The sequence below is a fragment of the Streptomyces sp. NBC_01515 genome (assembly GCF_045040345.1).
In the GTDB taxonomy this organism is placed as follows: Bacteria; Actinomycetota; Actinomycetes; order Streptomycetales; family Streptomycetaceae; genus Streptomyces.
Genome location: NZ_CP109416.1, coordinates 7,493,204 through 7,511,847 on the forward strand (window position 1 = coordinate 7,493,204; position 18,644 = coordinate 7,511,847).

Below are 18,644 nucleotides of genomic sequence, written 5' to 3' on the forward strand. Positions count from 1 at the left end.
CCCGTCGCCTCAGGAGCGGCCAGGCAGCCCGCCGGTCTCCGGGTCGCGCCCCGTGAGGCAGTAGACGCCGCCCGCCGGGTCCCGCATCACCGTCCAGTGCGTGCCCTGGGAGACGGCGGTCGCGCCGAGGTGCTCGTGCAGCGGGACCGCCTCGTCGATGTCCGCGCAGGCCAGGTCGAGATGGGCGGAGGCGGGGCGTTCCTCGCCGAGGCGTTGGAGCAGGATGCGGATCGGCAGGCCGGGCGGGGGCTTGAGCACATGGAACTCGGGCAGCGCGCCCGACAGTGCGGTCCAGTCGGGCAACAGGGCGCTCCAGAAGACGACTTCGGCGTCGTAGGAGCCGGGTCCGATGTCGAGGGAGACCTGGTCGAGGCGGGTGCCGGCCACGACGGGCGGCCGTACGGACTCGCCGTGCCAGGGGCCGGCGCAGAACAACTCCCCGGCGGGGGACCGGAGTACGGCCCAGCCGTCGTGCTCGGCGACCGTCTCCGCGCCGAGCCGCAGCGCGGACTCCACGAACGCCGGTACGTCCTCGACGGAGAAGTCGAGATGAACGCCACCCGGGCCGGAGTCCACGCCCTGGATCTTCACGCAGGCGTCGGTGCGGTCGGACAGCAGGGTGACGAACTCGCCCTTTTCACCCCGGAGTTCGGACAGCCGGGTGTCCGTGACGGCCGTCCAGAAGTCGCGGGCGGCGCCGAGGCGGCCGTGCGGGCGGTCGACGAAGGCGTAGGTCCAGCGGATGTTCGTAGCGCTCATGGCGTGATCGTAGGCGCGGGGTGGGGAGCCGCCCGCGTGTTTTCCGGCCCCCGGTCGGTCCTCGCTCCGTCAGTCCTCACTCAGTCCTGACTCAGTCCTCGCTCCGCTGCATGAACCGCAGCATGTTCCCGGCCGGGTCGCGGAACGCGCAGTCGCGGACGCCGTACGGCTGGTCCGTCGGCTCCTGGACCACCTCGGCGCCGGACTCCTGGACCCGGGCGTAGAGGGCGTCGCAGTCGGCGGTGGTGAAGTTGACCCCGCGCAGGGTGCCCTTGGCGAGCAGTTCGGCCATGGCCTGCTTGTCGGCGGGGGAGGCGTCCGGGTTCGCGGCCGGCGGCTCCAGGACGATCTCCACGTCCGGTTGCAACGGCGACCCCACGGTCACCCACCGCATGCCCTCGAAACCGACGTCGTTGCGGATTTCCAGCTCCAGCACGTCGCAGTAGAAGGCGAGCGCCTTGTCGTGGTCGTCGACGGCGATGAAGCACTGGCGGAGTTTCAGGTCCATGCAGGACAGGCTAGGGGCGGAGGGGCGGTCCCGCCCGGTTCGGCCGGGTAAAGGTGCGGGCCACGCAGGACGGGATCACCGCGCCCGCCTCGTGCGAACGGGCGCGGTAGGCGCTGGGCGTCTCGCCGACCAGCTCGGTGAAGCGCGAGCTGAACGAACCGAGGGACGTACAGCCGACGGCCATGCACACCTCGGTCACACTCAGGTCCCCGCGCCGCAGCAACGCCTTCGCGCGCTCTATCCGCCGGGTCATGAGATAGCTGTACGGCGTCTCCCCGTACGCGGCGCGGAAGCTGCGCTGGAAGTGGCCCGGGGACATCAGCGCGGTCCGCGCGATCGAGGCCACGTCGAGCGGTTCGGCGTACTCGCGGTTCATGCGGTCGCGGGCCTGGCGCAGCCGTACGAGGTCGTCGCGGTTCACGGTGTCCAGGATGGCACGGGGCCGCTCGCGCCGGGCCGGGAACGACGAAGGGACCCCGCCGGCGAACCGGCGGAGCCCCTTCCCCGTGCCCGCTGACCTGCGATGGTGCACCGATCGCCGGTCGGTCGGGACGGGCCGACTGGGTGTCAGGCCTTCTTGGTCTCCCAGAAGATCTTGTCGATCTGGGCGATGTAGTCGAGCGCCTTCTGGCCCGTCGCCGGGTCGGTGGACGCCTTGGCGGCCGAGAGGGCCTTCAGGGTGTCGTTGACCAGCTGGTGCAGCTCCGGGTACTTCTCGAAGTGCGGGGGCTTGAAGTAGTCGCTCCAGAGCACCGAGACGTGGTGCTTCGCGAGCTCGGCGCGCTGCTCCTTGATGACGATGGCGCGCGCCTGGAAGTGCGGGTCGTCGTTGGCGGCCATCTTGTCCTGCACGGCCTTCACCGACTCCGCCTCGATGCGGGCCTGGGCCGGGTCGTACACACCGCAGGGCAGGTCGCAGTGCGCGCTGACCTTCACCTTGGGGGCAAACAGGCGGGAAAGCATGGAGCGTTCCTTCCTCGTGATCGTCTTCTCAGGTGGGACATTACTCCCTGGAGAAGCTGATTTCGCGAGTGCCCCCATGGGCTTAGGACAAAAGTCCAGGGTCGGACTCAGACTGGTGGAGGATAGGACCGGGGAGGTGCCGGGGATGCCGGAGCTGTCGCAGGAGACCGAGCGCGGGAGGGCCGCACTGCCCTTCGGGACGGCCGAGGTGACCGGGCCGTCCATGGTGCCGACGCTGCTGCACGGGGATCTGCTCGTGGTGCAGTACGGCGCCAGGGTCAGGCCGGGGGACGTCGTCGTGCTGCGGCATCCGTTCCAGCAGGACCTGCTGGTCGTGAAGCGGGCCGCGGAGCGGCGGGACGGGGGGTGGTGGGTGCTGGGGGACAACGCGTTCGCCGGAGGCGACAGTACGGACTACGGCACCGTTCCCGAGGATCTGGTGCTGGGCAAGGTGCGTTTCCGGTACCGGCCGCCGAAGTCCGGTCAGCGTTCGCCGGTCGCGCTCGTGCGCTGGGCGCTCTCGGCGGCCAGGCCCGTGTTTCCCGACCGGTCGGCCTCCAGGCGCTTCCGGGCCCGGTAGGCGGCGACGTTGGCGCGGGTCGCGCAGCGGTCCGAGCAGTAGCGCCGGGAGCGGTTCGTCGAGGTGTCCAGGTAGGCGTTGCGGCACGGCGCGGCCTCGCACAGGCCCAGGCGGTCGACGCCGTACTCGGTGAGGTGGAAGGCCAGGCCCATGGCCGCGATCGCCGCGTAGCCGGCCGTCGCGTTCGACGGGTGGTCCGCGAGGTGCATGTGCCACAGCGGGCGGCCGTCGTCGTCGCGGAAGTTGTGCCCCGAGATCTGCGGGCTGACCGGGAACTCCAGCAGGAGCGAGTTCAGCAGGTTCACGGAGAGCGTCTCGTCGCCGCCGTCGGCCGCCTCGAAGACCGCCCGCAGCCGCGCCCGGACCGAACGGAAGCGGGTGACGTCGGCCTCGGCGGCGCGGCGGGCCGCCTCCTGGTTGGTGCCGAACAGGTCCCGCACGGCCTCGACCGAGGTCAGGGCGTCCTTGCCCCGCGCCGGTTCCTCGGTGTTGACGAGGCGCACGGCGTAGTCCGAGTAATAGGCCAGTTCCACTTGTAGTCCTTACGGAGGCGCTCTATGGTCGTGGATGCGGTCGGGTAACAGCTGATCGTGCTTCCAGGGTATTACGACAGTGAGTGGACAGGGGGTCCTCATGACGACCGGTGTCGGAACCGACTGGCAGGCCTGGCAGGAGAGCTGGGACCGGCAACAGGAGTGGTACATGCCCGACCGGGAGGACCGCTTCCGGATCATGCTCGACATGGTCGAGGCCCTCACGGGCCCCGCACCCCGCGTGCTCGACCTCGCCTGCGGCACCGGCAGCATCACCGCCCGGCTGCTCGCCCGCCTCCCGGACGCCACCAGCACCGGGGTCGACCTCGACCCGGCGCTCCTGGCCATCGCCGAGGGCACCTTCGCGGACCACGACCGGGTCACCTTCGTGACGGCCGACCTCAAGGACCCGGCGTGGACGACGCGGCTGCCGTACGACACGTACGACGCCGTGCTGACCGCCACGGCCCTCCACTGGCTGCACAGCGAACCCCTCGCGGCCCTCTACGGTCAGGTCGCGGGACTCGTCCGCGACGGCGGTGTCTTCATGAACGCGGACCACATGATCGACGAGTCGACGCCCAGGATCAACGCGGCGGAGCGCGCGCAGCGGCACGCACAGATGGATCAGGCCAAGGGGAACGGCGTCCTGGACTGGGCCGAGTGGTGGCAGCTGGCCGCCCAGGACCCCGTCCTCGCCGGACCGACGGCCCGCCGCTACGAGATCTACGGCGAGCACGCGGACGGCGACATGCCCTCGCCGGCCTGGCACGCGCGCGTACTGCGCGAGCAGGGGTTCGGGGAGGCCCGGGCGGTGTGGTGCTCGCCTTCTGACACGGTGCTGCTCGCGCTGAAGTAAGCCGGCACCGACGGTGGTCGAGGCGGTACGGGAAATCCGTACCGCCTCCGCTGCGTCCTGAGGCGTGGCCCGCCGCACTGATAGGAGTGAGGCGGGCCGTCGCGAAGGGCGGGCCGGGGGAGGCGGAGTGGTGGGGAGAGGCGCGGAGACGGCGTTGCACGCCTTTGTCGAGGGCAGACGGACAGCGCTGTTCCACAGCGCGTATCTGCTGTGCGGGAACCGGGACGAGGCGGAGGACCTCGTCCAGACGGTGCTGGTGAAGGTGGTGCTCGGCGCGCGCCGGCACGGGCGGCTGGAGAACCTTGAGGCGTATGCGCGCATGACGCTGGTCAACACCTTCATCGCGGGGCGGCGACGGTTCTGGCGGCGCGAGCAGGCCTACGGCGAACTGCCGGACGCGCCGGGGGAGTTGGTCGACAACGACACGGGGCTGGTGGTGCGGGCGGCGCTCGCGACGCTCACGCCCAAGCAGCGGGCCGTGCTCGTGCTGCGCTACTGGGAGGACCTCAGCGTGGCCGCCACCGCGGAGCTGCTCGACATGCGGGAGAGCACGGTCAAGAGCCACGCGGCGAGGGGGCTCGCGGCGATGAGGGCCGCGGTGCGGGAGGAGGAGGAACACGTATGAGTCCTGTGAGTCTTGACGAGGCCGGGTCGGCCGAGGTGAGGGATCTGCTGGGGCGGGCCCTGGAAGGGGTCCCGGCTCCGACGGGGTGCGGCACGGGGGAGGTGCTCGCGCGGGCACGGCGGGTGCGGATGCGACGGCGTGCCGCGGTCACCGGGGTGGTGGCGAGCGTGGCCGCGGTGGGCGTGGCGTTCGGGTCCGGGGTATGGACGGGCGGCGCCGAGAAGGCCGTCGAGCAGGCACAACACCCTTCCAAGGCGGGCGAGTTCAAGAAGCTGCTGCCCTCGGACGTCGGCAGGATCCGCGAGGTGGACCCGGTGCGGATGAGCGGGCTGCGGTCCGACGGGATCCTTGGAGCGGAGGCGAAACAGCGAGCACTGCGGGAAGGGGGGTACGACGGGACCTACGCGGTCTACAAGGACGGCGGTGTCGGGTATCTCTCCGTCCTCCGCCGGTCCGGCCCGAAGGAAGACGTCTGGAATCACCCCTGCGGGCCGACGCCCGGCAGCGGGGTCACCGGGAGGTGCTCCTACGAGAGGCTCCCGAACGGCGACGTCCTGGAGTTCCGGCAGGACTGGATCAACGGCCCCTTCATCGACAACAAGCTCCAGACATGGGGCAGTCACCTCGTGGCCAGGCTCCATCTGAAGGGCGGCGGCACCCTCGAAATCGGCGACATGAGCGGTTTCAAGGGCCCGTACGGCTTGGGCCCGATGCTCGAATCCCCGCCGCTGAGCAAGAGCCAGCTGCGTGAACTGGCCCTGAAACCCCAGTTGTTGGAGAAGAAGCGGCGGTAGGCGAGACGGAAGGGGCGGTACGGGGATCCCGTACCGCCCCTTCAACTCACGTACCGCTAGAGCACCTTGGACAAGAACCCCTGGGTGCGCTCGTGCTGAGGGTTCGTCAGGACGTCGCGCGGGTGGCCGGATTCGACCACCACGCCGCCGTCCATGAAGACGAGGCTGTCGCCGACCTCGCGGGCGAAGCCCATCTCGTGGGTGACGACGATCATCGTCATGCCGGACTCGGCGAGGTCGCGCATGACGTCGAGGACGTCGCCGACCAGCTCCGGGTCGAGGGCCGAGGTCGGCTCGTCGAAGAGCATCAGCTTCGGGTCCATCGCCAACGCCCGTGCGATCGCGACCCGTTGCTGCTGGCCGCCGGAGAGCTGCGAGGGGTAGTTCTGCGCCTTGTCGGACAGCCCCACCCGCTCCAGGAGCTGCATCGCGCGCTCCCTGGCCTGGCCCTTGTTGACGCCCCGGACCTGCACCGGCGCCTCGATGATGTTCTCCACGGCCGTCATGTGCGGGAACAGGTTGAAGCGCTGGAAGACCATGCCGATGTCCCGGCGCTTCACCGCGACCTCGCGATCGCGCAACTCGTAGAGCTTGTCGCCCTGTTGGCGGTAGCCGACCAGCTCGCCGTCGACGTACAGCCGCCCCGCGTTGACCTTCTCCAGGTGGTTGATGCACCGCAGGAAGGTCGACTTGCCGGAGCCGGAGGGGCCGATGAGGCAGAACACCTCGCCGGACTTCACCTCCAGGTCGATGCCCTTGAGGACCTCGACCGGGCCGAACGACTTGTGCACGCCCTCGGACTTGACCATCGGGACCGAGGGGTCGGACGGGTTCCGGTCCGCGGAGCCGGTCTTGCTGAGCTTCGGGCTCATGCCGCGCCTCCCTTCGGACGGCCGATGGACAGCATGTTCGCCTTGATCTTCTGGTACGGCGTCGCCGGCAGCGCGCGGCTGGAACCGCGGGCGTAGTAGCGCTCGACGTAGTACTGCCCGACGCTCAGGACCGACGTCATGATCAGGTACCAGGCGGCGGCGAGGAAGTACATCTCCACCGGGGCGCCGGAGTTCTGGCCGATGTCCTGGGCGTAGCGGAAGAGTTCCGGATACTGGACGGCCGCCACGAGCGAGGTCGTCTTCAGCATGTTGATCACTTCGTTGCCCGTGGGCGGCACGATCACGCGCATCGCCTGCGGGATCACGATCCGGCGCAGCGTCTTGGCGTGGCTCATGCCGAGCGCGTGCGAGGCCTCGGTCTGGCCCTCGTCGACGGCGAGCAGACCGGCGCGGCAGATCTCCGCCATGTACGCGGCCTCGTTGAGGCCCAGGCCGAGCAGCGCCGTCAGCAGCGGCGTCATGAAGTCCGACCAGTAGTCCTTGTAGATCGGACCCAGGTTGATGTACTCGAAGACCAGGCCCAGGTTGAACCAGAGGAACAGTTGGACCAGTACCGGGGTGCCGCGGAAGAACCAGATGTAGAACCAGGCGATCGACGAGGTCACCGGGTTCTTCGACAGCCGCATCACCGCGAGGCCGATGCCGCCGACGATGCCGATGACCATCGACAGGACCGTCAGCAGGAGGGTCTTGTAGACACCGGTCATGATCCGGTGGTCGAAGAAGTAGTCCGGTACGGCATGCCAGTTGATCTTGCCCTGGCCGAACGCGTAGACGATCGAGACCAGGATGCCGATCGCGATCAGGGCGGAGACGTACCGGCCGTAGTGGCGGACCGGAATGGCCTTGATGGGCTTCGGGGCGTCCGGGGGCACGTCCTGCGGCCCCGGCGCCTCGTCGATGTCAGTAGTCACGGATATTGCCTCTCAGCGACGGCGGACCCGCGGTCACTTGCCGCCGTTGATCACGGACGACTTGACGGCACCGTCCTCGGCGCCCCACTTCGTCAGGATCTTCTCGTACTCACCGCTCTTGATCACGGCGTCCATCGCGGCCTTCAGCGCGTCCCGCAGCTGGGTGTCGCTCTTGGCGACCGCGATACCGTACGGCGCCGCCTCGACCTGGTCGCCGACGAGCTGGAAGTCCTTGCCGCCGCCGGAGGTCTTCACCGCGTAGGCCGCGACCGGGAAGTCGGAGGAGGCCGCGTCCGCGCCGCCCGACCGCAGCCGGGTCTGGGCCTGCTGGTCGTCGTCGAAGGGCTCGATGGTGATCTTCTTGCCGCCCGTACACTTCTTCGTCTCGCTCTTGGCGAGGTCCTCGGAGACCGTGCCGCGCTCGACCGCGAGCTTCTTGCCGCACAGGTCGGCCCACGACGCGATGTTCCCGGTGTCGCCCTTGCGGGTGTAGATCGAGACACCGGCGGTCAGGTAGTCGACGAAGTCGACGCCCTCGCCGACCTTCTTGCCCGTGTCGGGGTCGACACCGTCCTGGCGGTTCTTGTTGTCCGTCATCGCCGACATCGCGATGTCGTAGCGGTTGGACCGCAGACCGGTGAGGAGCGCGTCGAAGGTGCCGTTCTTGAACTCGAACTTCACCCCGAGCTGCTTGCCCATCGCGGCGCCGAGGTCCGGGTCGAGACCGACGACGTTGCCGGCGTTGTCCTTGAACTCGACCGGCGCGTACGCGATGTCCGAGCCGACCGTGATGACGCCCTTGTCGCGGATCGCGGAGGGCAGCTTGCTCGCCAGCGGCGCCGAGCTGGTGGACGCGCTGGAGTCGTCCTTCTTGGTCTGGTCACCGCAGCCGGTGAGTACCAGGGCGCCGGCGACCGCGATCGCACCGACCGCTGCCAGCCGGGTGTGCGGGGCGGTCGTACGACGGGTGAATCGTGCGGTCATGGTGGGTTCCTCCGGCGGATGGATGGCGGTGCCGACGGGTCGACGAGAACACACACCTTCGGGTGTCGCGACCTCGTGTGATTAGGGCATCTTGCCATTCGGACTAGACCGTTCAGGGGACCAGCCATGTCAAAATCGGATAACGGGTGAACCCCGAATCGCATCAGGTCGGTACATCGAGACGCCCTGATCACGGACCATCTGCTGGAATCACTCGTTCCGGCCGGAGGATCTCCGGTATGTCTCACGATGCGATCGATCATCGTTCCGTCCTCGGCCGGCGAGATGTGACCTTGCGCCTATTGGACTCGTCCTCGGTGCCGTCCGTCCGGTAAGAAGGTTCTTTACACCCCTCATCCGGGGCTCAGGGCGCGTGTGCGGCGCGCCCGTCGCGCAGGTGCTCGTACGCATCAAATTTCTGGGCCCTGCGCGGTGCCCGCCCACCCCTCACCAGGGAGTGGCCACCCTCAAATCAATGAAGACCTAAGGGGTTAGACAAAGTGGCAGCGGAGATCGTCAATCCTCGCAGCGACAGCAGTACGGATCAGGACGGCGGGGCCGAGCCCCTCGATTCCTTCGATCCGGCGTTCGCGCTGCACCGCGGCGGCAAGATGGCCGTGCAGGCCACCGTGCCGATCCGCGACAAGGACGACCTGTCCCTCGCGTACACACCCGGCGTCGCTCGCGTGTGCACCGCGATCGCCGAGCAGCCGGAACTCGTCCACGACTACACATGGAAGTCGTCCGTGGTCGCCGTCGTGACGGACGGTACGGCCGTGCTCGGACTCGGCGACATCGGTCCCGAGGCCTCCCTCCCGGTCATGGAGGGCAAGGCGATCCTGTTCAAGCAGTTCGGCGGCGTGGACGCGGTGCCGATCGCGCTGGCCTGCACCGGCGTCGACGAGATCATCGAGACCGTGGTGCGGCTCGCGCCCTCCTTCGGGGGCATCAACCTGGAGGACATCTCGGCGCCGCGCTGCTTCGAGATCGAGCGCAGGCTCCAGGAGCGGCTGGACATCCCGGTCTTCCACGACGACCAGCACGGTACGGCGATCGTGACGCTGGCGGCGCTGCGGAACGCCGCGCGGCTGACCGGGCGGGAGCTGGGTGAGCTGCGGGCCGTCATCTCCGGTGCGGGCGCCGCCGGCGTGGCCATCGCCAAGTTCCTGCTGGAGGCGGGGCTCGGCGATGTCGCCGTCGCCGACCGCAAGGGTGTCGTCTCGCGCGACCGGGACGACCTCACGCCGGTCAAGCGTGAACTCGCGGAGATCACCAACAAGGCGGGGATCTCGGGGTCGTTGGAGGCGGCGCTGGAAGGTGCCGACGTCTTCATCGGGGTGTCCGGCGGTACGGTGCCGGAGCCCGCGGTGGCTTCCATGGCCGAGGGCGCGTTCGTCTTCGCGATGGCCAACCCGAACCCCGAGGTGCACCCGGACGTGGCGCACAAGTACGCGGCGGTCGTCGCCACCGGGCGGTCGGACTTCCCGAACCAGATCAACAACGTGCTGGCGTTCCCGGGGATCTTCGCGGGGGCGCTGCAGGTGCGGGCGTCCCGGATCACGGAGGGGATGAAGATCGCGGCGGCGGAGGCGCTGGCCGGTGTCGTCGGCGACGATCTCGCCCCGGACTATGTCATCCCGTCACCCTTCGACGAGCGGGTCGCGCCGGCGGTCACCGCGGCTGTGGCTGCGGCGGCGCGGGCGGAGGGTGTTGCCCGGCGGTAGCTTCATCGGCCCCGCCCGGTCATGGGCGGGGCCGTTCTTTTGCCCACCCGCCCGCCCGTTCGGGTGACGTGGAGGGTGGACGTTGCCCGTCGGTGGCTGGTGCCGTTTGGAGGCCGCGGGCCGTGGGGGCTTTTTCCTTTCCCGCCCGCCCGCCTGTTTCTGGGCGACTGAAGGGTGAGCCTTTGCCGTGGGGTCGGGGTCGCTCGGCGGCTGCGGGCGGTGTGGGGCTGGGGGGGGGCGCGGCCCCCGGGAAACGGTCACGCGGACACCCCGCACGCTTCGTGCAAGAGGGCATGTGTCACAACCCGAGGTAGTTCCCTGGTCAACCGGCGGAGCCTATCGTCGGGGGCATGTTCGCCGTCTACGCCGCCCGAATCGACCGCGACCAGCCGCTCTCCGGCCTTGAGTTGGGGGAGCGTCCCGCCCCCGAGGCCCGGCCGGGCTGGAGTGTCGTCGACGTCAGGGCCGCCTCCCTCAATCACCATGACCTCTGGTCCCTGCGCGGCGTCGGCCTCGCGGCGGACAAGCTGCCGATGATCCTCGGCTGCGATGCCGCCGGTGTCGACGAGGACGGCAACGAGGTCGTCCTGCACTCCGTCATCGGCCAGTCCGGTCACGGCGTCGGTCCCAAGGAACCCCGTTCCATCCTCACCGAGCACTACCAGGGCACCTTCGCCGAGCGGGTCGCCGTACCGACGTGGAACGTGCTGCCGAAGCCCAAGGAGCTGTCCTTCGCGGAGGCCGCCTGTCTGCCCACGGCCTGGCTGACGGCGTACCGCATGCTCTTCACCAACTCCGGTGTACGGCCCGGTGATTCGGTGCTCGTGCAGGGTGCCGGCGGGGGCGTCGCCACTGCCGCCATCGTCCTTGCCAAGGCGGCCGGGCTGCGCGTCTTCGCGACCAGCCGGGACGAGGCCAAGCGGAAGCGGGCGCTGGAACTCGGTGCCCTGGAGGCGGTGGAGCCGGGCGCGCGGTTGCCGCAGCGCGTCGACGCCGTCATCGAGACCGTCGGCGCCGCCACCTGGTCCCACTCGGTGAAGTCCCTGAAGCCCGGCGGCACGATCGTCATCTCCGGCGCCACCAGCGGCGACCGGCCCTCGCACGCCGAACTCACCCGCATCTTCTTCCTCGAACTCAAGGTCGTCGGCTCGACCATGGGCACCAAGGACGAGCTGGAGGATCTGCTCGCCTTCTGCGCGACCACCGGTGTCCGCCCGGTCATCGACGAGGTGCTGCCCATGGACCGCGCCCGCGAGGGCTTCGAACGCCTCGACTCCGGCGGCCAGTTCGGCAAGATCGTCCTCACGAACGGTTAGCGACCAGGGTTGGCAACCCCCCTTCCCCGTCTTCGCTGCGCGTGGCTCTGTGCGGCCGGTCCGGTTCTCCGGGCCGGCCGTCCGCGTGTGCCGCCCTCGCGTGTCAACTTTGGTTGACATTTGAGGCGTGTCAACTTAGGTTGACATCATGACCGAAGCAACGGATCTCGCCGAGCGCGCGGGTGACCGTGATCCACGGGTCGGCCTGCGTGCCGTCTCCGCGCTGCGCAGGCTGGTGGAGCAGTTGGAGGCGGTGCAGGTGCGCAGTGCGCGCAACCAGGGCTGGTCGTGGCAGGAGATCGCCGCGGAACTCGGAGTCAGCAGGCAGGCCGTGCACAAGAAGTACGGGAGGCAGTGATGTTCGAACGGTTCACGAAGGACGCCCGCGCCGTGGTGCGGGGCGCGGTGGAGCACCGTGAGCGGTCGGGGCCCGGTTCCGTCGAACCCGAGCACCTGCTGCTGGCCCTCCTCGACCGCCGGGGCAGCCGGGCCTCCTTCGCCCTGACCGCCCTCGGTCTCGCTCCCGAGGAACGCAAGGAGTCCGTACGGCAGGCTCTCGGTGACGCCCGTCGGCGTGCGGGGCTCTCGCAGGCCGACGCCGACGCGCTGGCCGGGCTCGGTATCGACGTCTCGGAGATCGTCGCCCGGGTCGAGGAGGTGCACGGCGTCGGGGCGATGTCCGGCGAGGGGAAGTCCAAGGAGTCGTGGTCGGGCCGCCGTACCTTCGGCCGCGGTGCCAAGAACGTCCTGGAGAAGTCCCTGCGCATCGCCGTCGCCCACCGCGACCGGCACATCGGCGACGAGCACCTGCTCCTCGCCCTGACCATCCTCCCCGGCGTGCCGGGTGAGGTGCTCGCCGATCACGGGGTGACCCACGAGGCGGCCACGCGCGTGCTGTACGGCGGGGGAGAGGCGAGGGCGGCGGGCTGAGGGGCCCGGATCTGCCCGGCGGGGTGGTGCGCCTGGGGTTGATCCCCTGGGCGCACCACCTGCGGTTCGCGGCGTCGGCTCAGGCTTTGCGGCCGCCGCGCAGTACCGCCCCGATGTGTGCCGCCGCCGCCGACAAGTGGCGGCGGGTGTCGCGGAGTTGGTCCTCCGTGACGCCATGGTCGCGGGCCGCGTCACGGATGTCGTCCCGGAAGCGGTCGAGGAGCCGGTCCAGATCGCGGGCCGGTTCGCCGGTGGAGTCCTCGTGGGCCCAGGTCGGCTCGTACTCCGCGGGGAAGTCCTCCGGGGTCTGGCCGTACTCGGGTGCCGACGGGGTGCCCGGTGCCGAGGCCGACTTACCACCAGCACCAGCACCAGCACCAGCAGCTGTGCCAGCACCTGTGCCCGCACCCGCACCCGCTCCTGTCCCCGCACCCGTGCCCGGTCGTCCGAATCCGAAGTCCTTGCCGAACTCCTTCCCGAAGTCGCCGAACTCCTTGGCCAGTTCGGTCAGGCTCTCCCGTACGCCCGTGGGCCAGTCGCCACGTGCGAAGTGGTCCTGGGCGTGCTCCTGGACCTGGCGGCCGATGCGCTGCATCTCCTCCTGGGCCTGTGCCCACGCCCGCGTCTGCGCCTCCTTGGCCTGGCGCCGGGCCTGCTGGGCCTCCTCGCGGGCCCGTCGGCTCTCGTCCTTCGCGCGGCGGGCCTGTTCCTTCCACTCCTGCTTGGCGCGGCGCATCTCCTCCTTGGCGGCGCGCCACGACTCCTTGTCACCGAAGTCCGTGAAGTCCCCGGCAGGACCTTCGTGTTCGCTCCGCTGACCCCGTCCGGAACCGGCTCCCTGCCGGGCCTCCGTGGCCGCAGCGCGCATCTCGCGGCGCAGGTCGCCCGCGGCGCCCCGGACGTCGGCCCGGATCTCGGCGGCCAGTTCGGCGACCGACTCGCGGATCTCCAGCTCCAGGTCGGCCAACTCGCCGCTGCGGTCGGCCAGTTCGGCGCGGCCGGCGTCCGTGATGGCGTACACCTTGCGGCCGCCCTCGGTGGTGTGGGTGACCAGGCCCTCGGCCTCCAGCTTGGACAGGCGCGGGTAGACCGTGCCCGCCGAGGGTGCGTACAGCCCCTGGAAGCGCTCCTCCAGGAGGCGGATGACCTCGTAGCCGTGTCGGGGGGCCTCGTCCAGCAGCTTCAGCAGGTAGAGGCGGAGGCGGCCGTGGGCGAAGACGGGAGGCATGTCAGAGCACCTTCTTGTCGGTCGTGCCGTCGGCTGCGGTGGTGCCGGTGGCACCGCCCGGGCCGGAAACGGAATTGTCCCCCGAGTCGCCTTGAGCCCCGTCCACAGGGGCACCGGAAGCGTCGTCCGTCACGTCGGGCGCGGGTGCGGGTGTGCCCGTGGCGTCGTCCGAAGCGTCCGGGGTCTTGCCCTGGGCTTCCGACTCCCCGGCGGTGTCGTCCGCAGTGCCCGGCGCGGGCGCGTCCGCAGAGGTGTGCGCAGAGGTGTCCGGCGCGTCAGGCCCCTTGTCTTCGGGTCCCGCATCATCGGCCGTGTCACCCAGCCCACTGCCCTCGGGCTCCGTCGCCGCACCGGGCCCCGCTGCTGCTTCGGCCCTCGCCGCTGCATCAGGCCCCTTCGTCATATCAGGCCGAGGCGTCTTGTCGGCCCGCGTCGTGGAGGCGGTCGCCTCCGTGTCCCCGCGCCAGGGCCCGTCGTCCTCGCCCTCGTCCTCCACCGCCGGGCGGCGGAGCAGGGCGATCGAACCGGAGACGGTCGTCGCGCGCAGCTTCCCCGTGCCCGCGCCCAGGCGGCCGGTGATCTTGTGGGCGCCCCACTGGCCGTGCACCCGCAGGCCGTCGAAGGCGTTGGAGATCGAACCGCTCGCCGTATTGGCCTCGACGTCCGCGTCCGCCGGATGCGGGAGGCGGATGGCGATCTCGCCCGAGACGTTGGTGAGACGGACGTCGGTCGGGCCGTCCGGGTCGAGGTCCACGATCATGGAGCCGCTCACGGACTCGGCGCGCACGGAGGGGCCCGAGCCCTCGACGACGGTGAGGTCGCCGGAGACCGAGTTGAAGCGGAGGTCACCGGTGACGGCCTGGGCCTCCAGGTTTCCGGAGACCGTCTCGGCGCGGACGGATCCGGAGAGGCTGACGAGGGTCGTGTCGCCGGTGACCCCCCGCACCACCGAAGGCCCGCTGATCCCGGAGACGACGGCCGCCGCACCGACCACCCCGACCTCGACCCGCGTGCTCGCGGGCACGGCCAGGGAGACCACCGCGCTGCGCCGCCAGCCCTTCCGGTCGAGCCACTTGAGGAAGCCCTTCCAGGGGAGATCCTCGTACGCCACCGTCAGCGTGCCGTTCTTCTGGGTCACCACCAGGGGCGGCCCGTCGATCTCGGAGACTTCCATGCGGGCGGAACCCTCGTCCGTCCCCACGACGTTCACCGTTCCGTTGACGATGCGCACGTGGAGATCGCTCACGGGCTCGTCGAACGTGAGCTTCTTGGGCTCTGCGACGGACCACTCGGACATGATGCAGACCTCCTCGGCCTAACCGGACGGAACACGACGCGCCATATCGCGTCTTCCGAGAAACACGATATATCGCGGATGGGGAAAGTCAAGACACTCGTTCCGGTGATCACCGGGCATCGAACAAACGGCGGAAATGGGCACATTGCCCTAGCGTGTGACCATGTCGACGGAGAAGCCGCAGGCCAGACACCGGACCGGTGCCACCCCGGGCGCCCTGCTGCTCTGCCGGGCGGACCCCGACTCCGTCGCCCAGGCGGCCCATCCGCTCCGCGAACGCATGCTGCTGACCCGAGCGGGCGACGACTGGAGCGTGCTCGTCCCCGAGGGCAAACCCTGGCTGCACGGCGGGGAACCGGTCGACCGCGTCCTCACCGGCTGGGCCACCGCGCTCGCCGTCGGCGCCCCCTGGCCGGTACTCGCCCTGTGGTGGGACGCCGACCGCGCGGGCTGCACCCTGGCCTCGGGATTCCGCCGCCCCGTCGGCTACGTCTGGCTCACCGACGGCACCCCGGCCGGCGAGGACGAGGCGATGCGCACCTTCGCCGCCCGCCTCGGCCTGGACCCCGTACTGGACCTGCAGTCCCTGGACCAGCTCACGAAACCGGACCCCGAAGCCGACGCCCGTGCCCGCCTCCGCGGTCTCCTGGCGGTCCTCACGCGCGCGGGAGTGGCCCTGCCCACCGGCCTCACCCCGGGCGAACCCGCCGACCGCCTCCGGGAGATCGCCCGCGTCCGCCCCGACGCCCAGCAGATCGAGTGGGCGGGCTGGCGGGAAGCGGTCCGTGCGGAACTCGACGCGGTCGACAAAAGCCGCCTCGGTCCCTGGATGCCCTGGTCCGGCACGCCCAGGGCACGCGCCCTGGCCCTGACCCAGGCGGCAGCGGGCCTCCCGCTCGCGACCTGGGGCCTACGACGCCGTAGCGGAGGCTGGGCCGTCGCGGGGGCGCTGCTCCTGGCCCACGGCACGCTGGGCCTCGCCTACGACCTCGCCCGCCCGCGCGACTGACGCACCCGGGCGGCACCGCCGTAGGAACTAGCGGCACCGCCGTAGGAACTACTCCTCGTCGTCCTCGTCGTCCAGTCGGGCCAGCCAGGTCGCCAGGCGTTCCACCGGGACCTCGAAGTCCGGGTTCAGGTCGACGAAGGTGCGGAGCTGCTCGGCGAGCCACTCGAAGGTGACCTCTTCCTCGCCGCGTCGCTTTTCGAGCTCTTCGATGCCTCGGTCGGTGAAGTACACGGGGGATTCTCCTGGGGGCGTGGGTCTGACATCCCAAGGTTATGCGGGAGGGCAATGGTTCCGATCCCGCACTTCACGCGCGCGTGCCTGGGCACAATGACCACAGGCGGACGGGATCGTCGTACGGGGGCGTGATGGAACGGAAGATCCAGGAGATCGAGCTGCCCGGGGGAGAGCGGGTACTCGCTCGGGTCAGCGTGCTCTCGGCCGAGGAAGTGCCCGGCGGGGCCGACGAGTTCGCGTACGAGGACGTGGGCGCCCTCGATCACATGGCCGCGCGGATCGACCAGCTCAACGAACTCGTCAGCGGTGTCGGCGGTGCCGTGCTGGCGGCGGCGCGTGCCGTGCGGCCCGACGAGGTCAGCGCCACCTTCGGGGTGGAACTGGCGATGAAGCCCGGCAAGGCCGTGGCACTCCTCGCCGACGGTGAGGCCAAGGCGGCCCTGTCGATCACGCTCACCTGGCGCGCGGACAGCGTGCAGGCCCAGGCCGCGGGGGACGCATCCGTCACGGCTCTCCAGGACGGCCGGAACGCCGCCGCCACATGACCGGCCAGCTGGAACAGTTGGCGATTCGCGCCACCGTCCGGATCGGTCCGGACGGGGCACCCGGCACCCTCTGGGGGAGTGGTTTTCTTGTCGCGCCCGGCTGGGTGCTGACCTGCGCGCACGTCCTGCACATCGACGGCGATGTCGAAAGCGTCGGCACGCTGCGCGTACAGGGCCATCAACTCGACACCCCGGCCCGGCTCGCGTACTGGCTCGGCGGCGGCACCGACCCCGAACAGGACCTCGCCCTCGTACGCCTGAAGGATGACGCGGCCGACGGCCACGCGTGCGTGCGGCTGACCGATCGCTACGACCCGCCGCACCAGGTCACCGCGTTCGGCTGGCGCACCCCGACCGGCGGCGCGCCCCAGCGCTGGAACGGCCACAGCGAGTGCAACGGCAGGGACGGCTCCTACGGGTTCACCCTCGCGCCCCACATGGAGATACCGCACGGCGCCTCCGGCGGACCCCTGCTGGACCGTGACCACGGAGTCGTCGCGGGCATCGTCAAGGCCCGCCGCGCAGGCAAGGACGGCGGCCTGGCCGTCGCGGCGACGGCACTGCGCGGCTTCCGCGAGGCGCGCGCCGTGGGCGGCGAGGACAGCCTGGGCCCCGACCCGTACGCGGCGCTGATCCGCGCGCACGACCGGTGGCACCACCGCATGACGGCCGGCCCCAACTGGGTGCGGTTGCAGGGCGAACCGCGGGCGGGCGGCTGGGGAGCGCGCGACAGCGCCGAGGCGTCCGCGCTGCTCGCCGAACTCCCGCGGCCCGTCTCGTCGGCCGAGCTCCAGCGGATGATCAGCCGCGTGCTCGGCTACGAGCCGCTGTGGGAGGACGAGTTGGCCCCGGTCGACTGGCGCGACGGGCAGGGCTGGGCGCACGACCAGCCCGAGGGCGCCGAGATCGTCGCGCTGCACTACCTGCTCGCCGTGGCCCATGCCTGCCGGCGACGGGCACCGGACGCCGTCGCCGAACTGGAGCGCTGGGTGAAGGCGCGGATCGAGCGGCTCCCCGGCCCGTTCGCGGCGCTGCTGCGTGAACGGGCCGAAGACGAAAGGGAGTTGGTCGTCGGTGACGACCGGCTCGCGGACGACACCGACGACCACGGCAGTGCGGGGCCCGCCGCCCCGGACAGTGAACGGCCCGTCGTAGCCGTCGAGTTGGAACTCAACCCGTACGGCCCCGGTGAGCGTTTCCACTGGCGGGTCTGGTCCTGGCCCGACGGTCCCGACACCGCGCGGATGCTCGACGAGGACGCCGAGGACGAGGGTGCCCCGCTCGCCGATCTCCAGCGGGCGCTGCACCAGCCGCTGCGCAGGGCGTTCCGGAAACTGGACGCCGAGCACCGCCGTGCCCGGCTCGAACTGGCCCTTCCCGTCGAGCACTTCGGGCTCGACGCGCACCAGTGGCCGCGGACCGCCGAGCCGTCCATGGGCGCGCAGCGGCAGGTCGTGCTGCGCTCGCTGAACCGGCGCGGCGAGCCCGCCCCGGTGTGGCGGGAGCGCTGGGACGGGGTCGCCGGGAGCGCGCTCAAGGCCTTGCCGGTGCACGCGCCCGAGTACGCGAAGGAGGCGCTGGAGGCGGCGGCACCCGACGCGGTGCCGGTCCTGTGCCGCCCGCCGCACCAGAACGCCGACTCGCTGACCGACGCGATCGGCGCCGGATACGGCGTCGCCCTGTGCGGCCTCAAGGGCGAGCACGCACGCGCGTGCGGCGTGGACTGCGGCGAACTGTACGGCCGTAGCGCGCAGTTGCTCGGTTCGGTCGACGGCGCCGCGGCCCTGCCCGAGCGGCTGCGAGCCCTCCGGGAACAGGCCGGTGAGGAGGGCGGCGAGAACGCGGCCTGGACGGCACACGTCGCGCTCCTCTACGACGACCCGCGGCGCCCCCTCCCGGTCTGCGACGACCCGTTGGACTCCCCGTGACCCGCCAACTCACCACCGCGA

At 70.7% G+C, this 18,644-nt stretch carries 21 protein-coding genes and 1 pseudogene; 11 read left to right on the forward strand and 11 right to left on the reverse strand.

What is annotated here, in order from left to right:
- Window positions 1-9: 9 nt before the first annotated feature.
- The 4 genes from OG407_RS34080 to sodN form a co-directional block, all read right to left on the reverse strand.
- The gene (locus OG407_RS34080; RefSeq protein ID WP_405863316.1) at window positions 10-759 is read right to left on the reverse strand and encodes a VOC family protein; all 750 of its coding nucleotides are present in this window, start codon (window positions 757-759) and stop codon (window positions 10-12) included.
- A gap of 91 nt (window positions 760-850) precedes the next feature.
- Complete coding sequence (locus tag OG407_RS34085) at window positions 851-1,267, reverse strand: VOC family protein (RefSeq protein ID WP_318018756.1); 417 nt, start codon at window positions 1,265-1,267, stop codon at window positions 851-853.
- 10 nt (window positions 1,268-1,277) lie between these two features.
- Complete coding sequence (locus tag OG407_RS34090; protein WP_405863317.1) at window positions 1,278-1,688, reverse strand: helix-turn-helix domain-containing protein; 411 nt, start codon at window positions 1,686-1,688, stop codon at window positions 1,278-1,280.
- Window positions 1,689-1,834: 146 nt separating this feature from the next.
- Window positions 1,835-2,230 carry a superoxide dismutase, Ni gene (sodN, locus tag OG407_RS34095; protein ID WP_019058247.1) on the reverse strand — a complete coding sequence of 132 codons (396 nt, stop codon included), beginning with the start codon at window positions 2,228-2,230 and terminating at the stop codon, window positions 1,835-1,837.
- Window positions 2,231-2,375: 145 nt separating this feature from the next.
- Here sodN and sodX point away from each other — a divergent pair, with 145 nt between their 5' ends.
- Entirely contained in the window at window positions 2,376-2,810 is a 435-nt protein-coding gene (sodX, locus tag OG407_RS34100; RefSeq protein ID WP_403591000.1) for a nickel-type superoxide dismutase maturation protease, read from the forward strand.
- Here the strand turns inward: sodX and OG407_RS34105 are convergent.
- Window positions 2,714-3,343, reverse strand: a complete 630-nt coding sequence (locus tag OG407_RS34105) for a CGNR zinc finger domain-containing protein (RefSeq protein WP_403590997.1) — start codon at window positions 3,341-3,343, stop codon at window positions 2,714-2,716. The genes sodX and OG407_RS34105 overlap by 97 nt on opposite strands.
- A 100-nt stretch (window positions 3,344-3,443) precedes the next feature.
- On the opposite strand from OG407_RS34105, the gene OG407_RS34110 reads away from it, so the two are divergent.
- The 3 genes from OG407_RS34110 (at window position 3,444) to OG407_RS34120 (ending at window position 5,621) form a co-directional block, all read left to right on the forward strand.
- Window positions 3,444-4,202 carry a class I SAM-dependent methyltransferase gene (locus tag OG407_RS34110; RefSeq protein ID WP_405863318.1) on the forward strand — a complete coding sequence of 253 codons (759 nt, stop codon included), beginning with the start codon at window positions 3,444-3,446 and terminating at the stop codon, window positions 4,200-4,202.
- A 130-nt stretch (window positions 4,203-4,332) separates the two neighbouring features.
- The gene (locus OG407_RS34115; protein ID WP_405868762.1) at window positions 4,333-4,827 is read left to right on the forward strand and encodes a SigE family RNA polymerase sigma factor; all 495 of its coding nucleotides are present in this window, start codon (window positions 4,333-4,335) and stop codon (window positions 4,825-4,827) included.
- The gene (locus OG407_RS34120; protein ID WP_405863319.1) at window positions 4,824-5,621 is read left to right on the forward strand and encodes a hypothetical protein; all 798 of its coding nucleotides are present in this window, start codon (window positions 4,824-4,826) and stop codon (window positions 5,619-5,621) included. Before OG407_RS34115 ends, OG407_RS34120 begins: the two co-directional genes overlap by 4 nt.
- Window positions 5,622-5,677: 56 nt before the next feature.
- Here the strand turns inward: OG407_RS34120 and OG407_RS34125 are convergent, their stop codons facing one another.
- The 3 genes from OG407_RS34125 to OG407_RS34135 are packed head-to-tail and all read right to left on the reverse strand — an operon-like array spanning window position 5,678 to window position 8,412.
- On the reverse strand, window positions 5,678-6,430 hold the full coding sequence (locus OG407_RS34125; RefSeq protein ID WP_328686347.1) for an amino acid ABC transporter ATP-binding protein: 753 nt from the start codon (window positions 6,428-6,430) through the stop codon (window positions 5,678-5,680).
- 59 nt (window positions 6,431-6,489) lie between these two features.
- A complete protein-coding gene (locus OG407_RS34130) occupies window positions 6,490-7,428 on the reverse strand; it encodes an amino acid ABC transporter permease (protein ID WP_405863320.1) in 939 nt (312 codons plus the stop codon).
- A gap of 33 nt (window positions 7,429-7,461) precedes the next feature.
- A complete protein-coding gene (locus tag OG407_RS34135; protein WP_405863321.1) occupies window positions 7,462-8,412 on the reverse strand; it encodes an ABC transporter substrate-binding protein in 951 nt (316 codons plus the stop codon).
- Between the two features lie 500 nt (window positions 8,413-8,912).
- Between OG407_RS34135 and OG407_RS34140 the strand changes: the two genes are divergently transcribed.
- The 4 genes from OG407_RS34140 to OG407_RS34155 all read left to right on the forward strand — a co-directional run bounded on the left by OG407_RS34140 (window position 8,913) and on the right by OG407_RS34155 (window position 12,382).
- Window positions 8,913-10,136, forward strand: a complete 1,224-nt coding sequence (locus OG407_RS34140; RefSeq protein WP_405863322.1) for an NADP-dependent malic enzyme — start codon at window positions 8,913-8,915, stop codon at window positions 10,134-10,136.
- Between the two features lie 350 nt (window positions 10,137-10,486).
- Window positions 10,487-11,452 (forward strand): zinc-binding dehydrogenase, encoded by a 966-nt coding sequence (locus OG407_RS34145; RefSeq protein ID WP_405863323.1) that lies wholly within the window; start codon window positions 10,487-10,489, stop codon window positions 11,450-11,452.
- Between the two features lie 148 nt (window positions 11,453-11,600).
- Entirely contained in the window at window positions 11,601-11,810 is a 210-nt protein-coding gene (locus tag OG407_RS34150) for a helix-turn-helix domain-containing protein (protein ID WP_266772466.1), read from the forward strand.
- Complete coding sequence (locus OG407_RS34155; RefSeq protein ID WP_405863324.1) at window positions 11,810-12,382, forward strand: Clp protease N-terminal domain-containing protein; 573 nt, start codon at window positions 11,810-11,812, stop codon at window positions 12,380-12,382. Before OG407_RS34150 ends, OG407_RS34155 begins: the two co-directional genes overlap by 1 nt.
- Before the next feature lie 79 nt (window positions 12,383-12,461).
- On the opposite strand, the gene OG407_RS34160 is transcribed toward OG407_RS34155, so the two are convergent.
- On the reverse strand, window positions 12,462-13,610 hold the full coding sequence (locus OG407_RS34160; RefSeq protein WP_405863325.1) for a helix-turn-helix transcriptional regulator: 1,149 nt from the start codon (window positions 13,608-13,610) through the stop codon (window positions 12,462-12,464).
- Window positions 13,611-14,087: 477 nt separating this feature from the next.
- Window positions 14,088-14,907: pseudogene (locus tag OG407_RS34165) on the reverse strand (DUF4097 family beta strand repeat-containing protein); the annotation flags it as partial.
- Between the two features lie 163 nt (window positions 14,908-15,070).
- Here OG407_RS34165 and OG407_RS34170 point away from each other — a divergent pair.
- On the forward strand, window positions 15,071-15,916 hold the full coding sequence (locus tag OG407_RS34170; RefSeq protein ID WP_405863326.1) for a hypothetical protein: 846 nt from the start codon (window positions 15,071-15,073) through the stop codon (window positions 15,914-15,916).
- Window positions 15,917-15,964: 48 nt separating this feature from the next.
- Here the strand turns inward: OG407_RS34170 and OG407_RS34175 are convergent, their stop codons facing one another.
- Window positions 15,965-16,147 (reverse strand): DUF6104 family protein, encoded by a 183-nt coding sequence (locus OG407_RS34175; RefSeq protein ID WP_005312030.1) that lies wholly within the window; start codon window positions 16,145-16,147, stop codon window positions 15,965-15,967.
- A gap of 134 nt (window positions 16,148-16,281) precedes the next feature.
- Between OG407_RS34175 and OG407_RS34180 the strand changes: the two genes are divergently transcribed.
- Both OG407_RS34180 and OG407_RS34185 read left to right on the forward strand, forming a co-directional pair.
- On the forward strand, window positions 16,282-16,695 hold the full coding sequence (locus tag OG407_RS34180; protein WP_405863327.1) for a CU044_2847 family protein: 414 nt from the start codon (window positions 16,282-16,284) through the stop codon (window positions 16,693-16,695).
- Window positions 16,692-18,623 (forward strand): trypsin-like peptidase domain-containing protein, encoded by a 1,932-nt coding sequence (locus OG407_RS34185; RefSeq protein ID WP_405863328.1) that lies wholly within the window; start codon window positions 16,692-16,694, stop codon window positions 18,621-18,623. The genes OG407_RS34180 and OG407_RS34185 overlap by 4 nt, the downstream gene beginning before the upstream one ends.
- Window positions 18,624-18,644 lie beyond the last annotated feature (21 nt).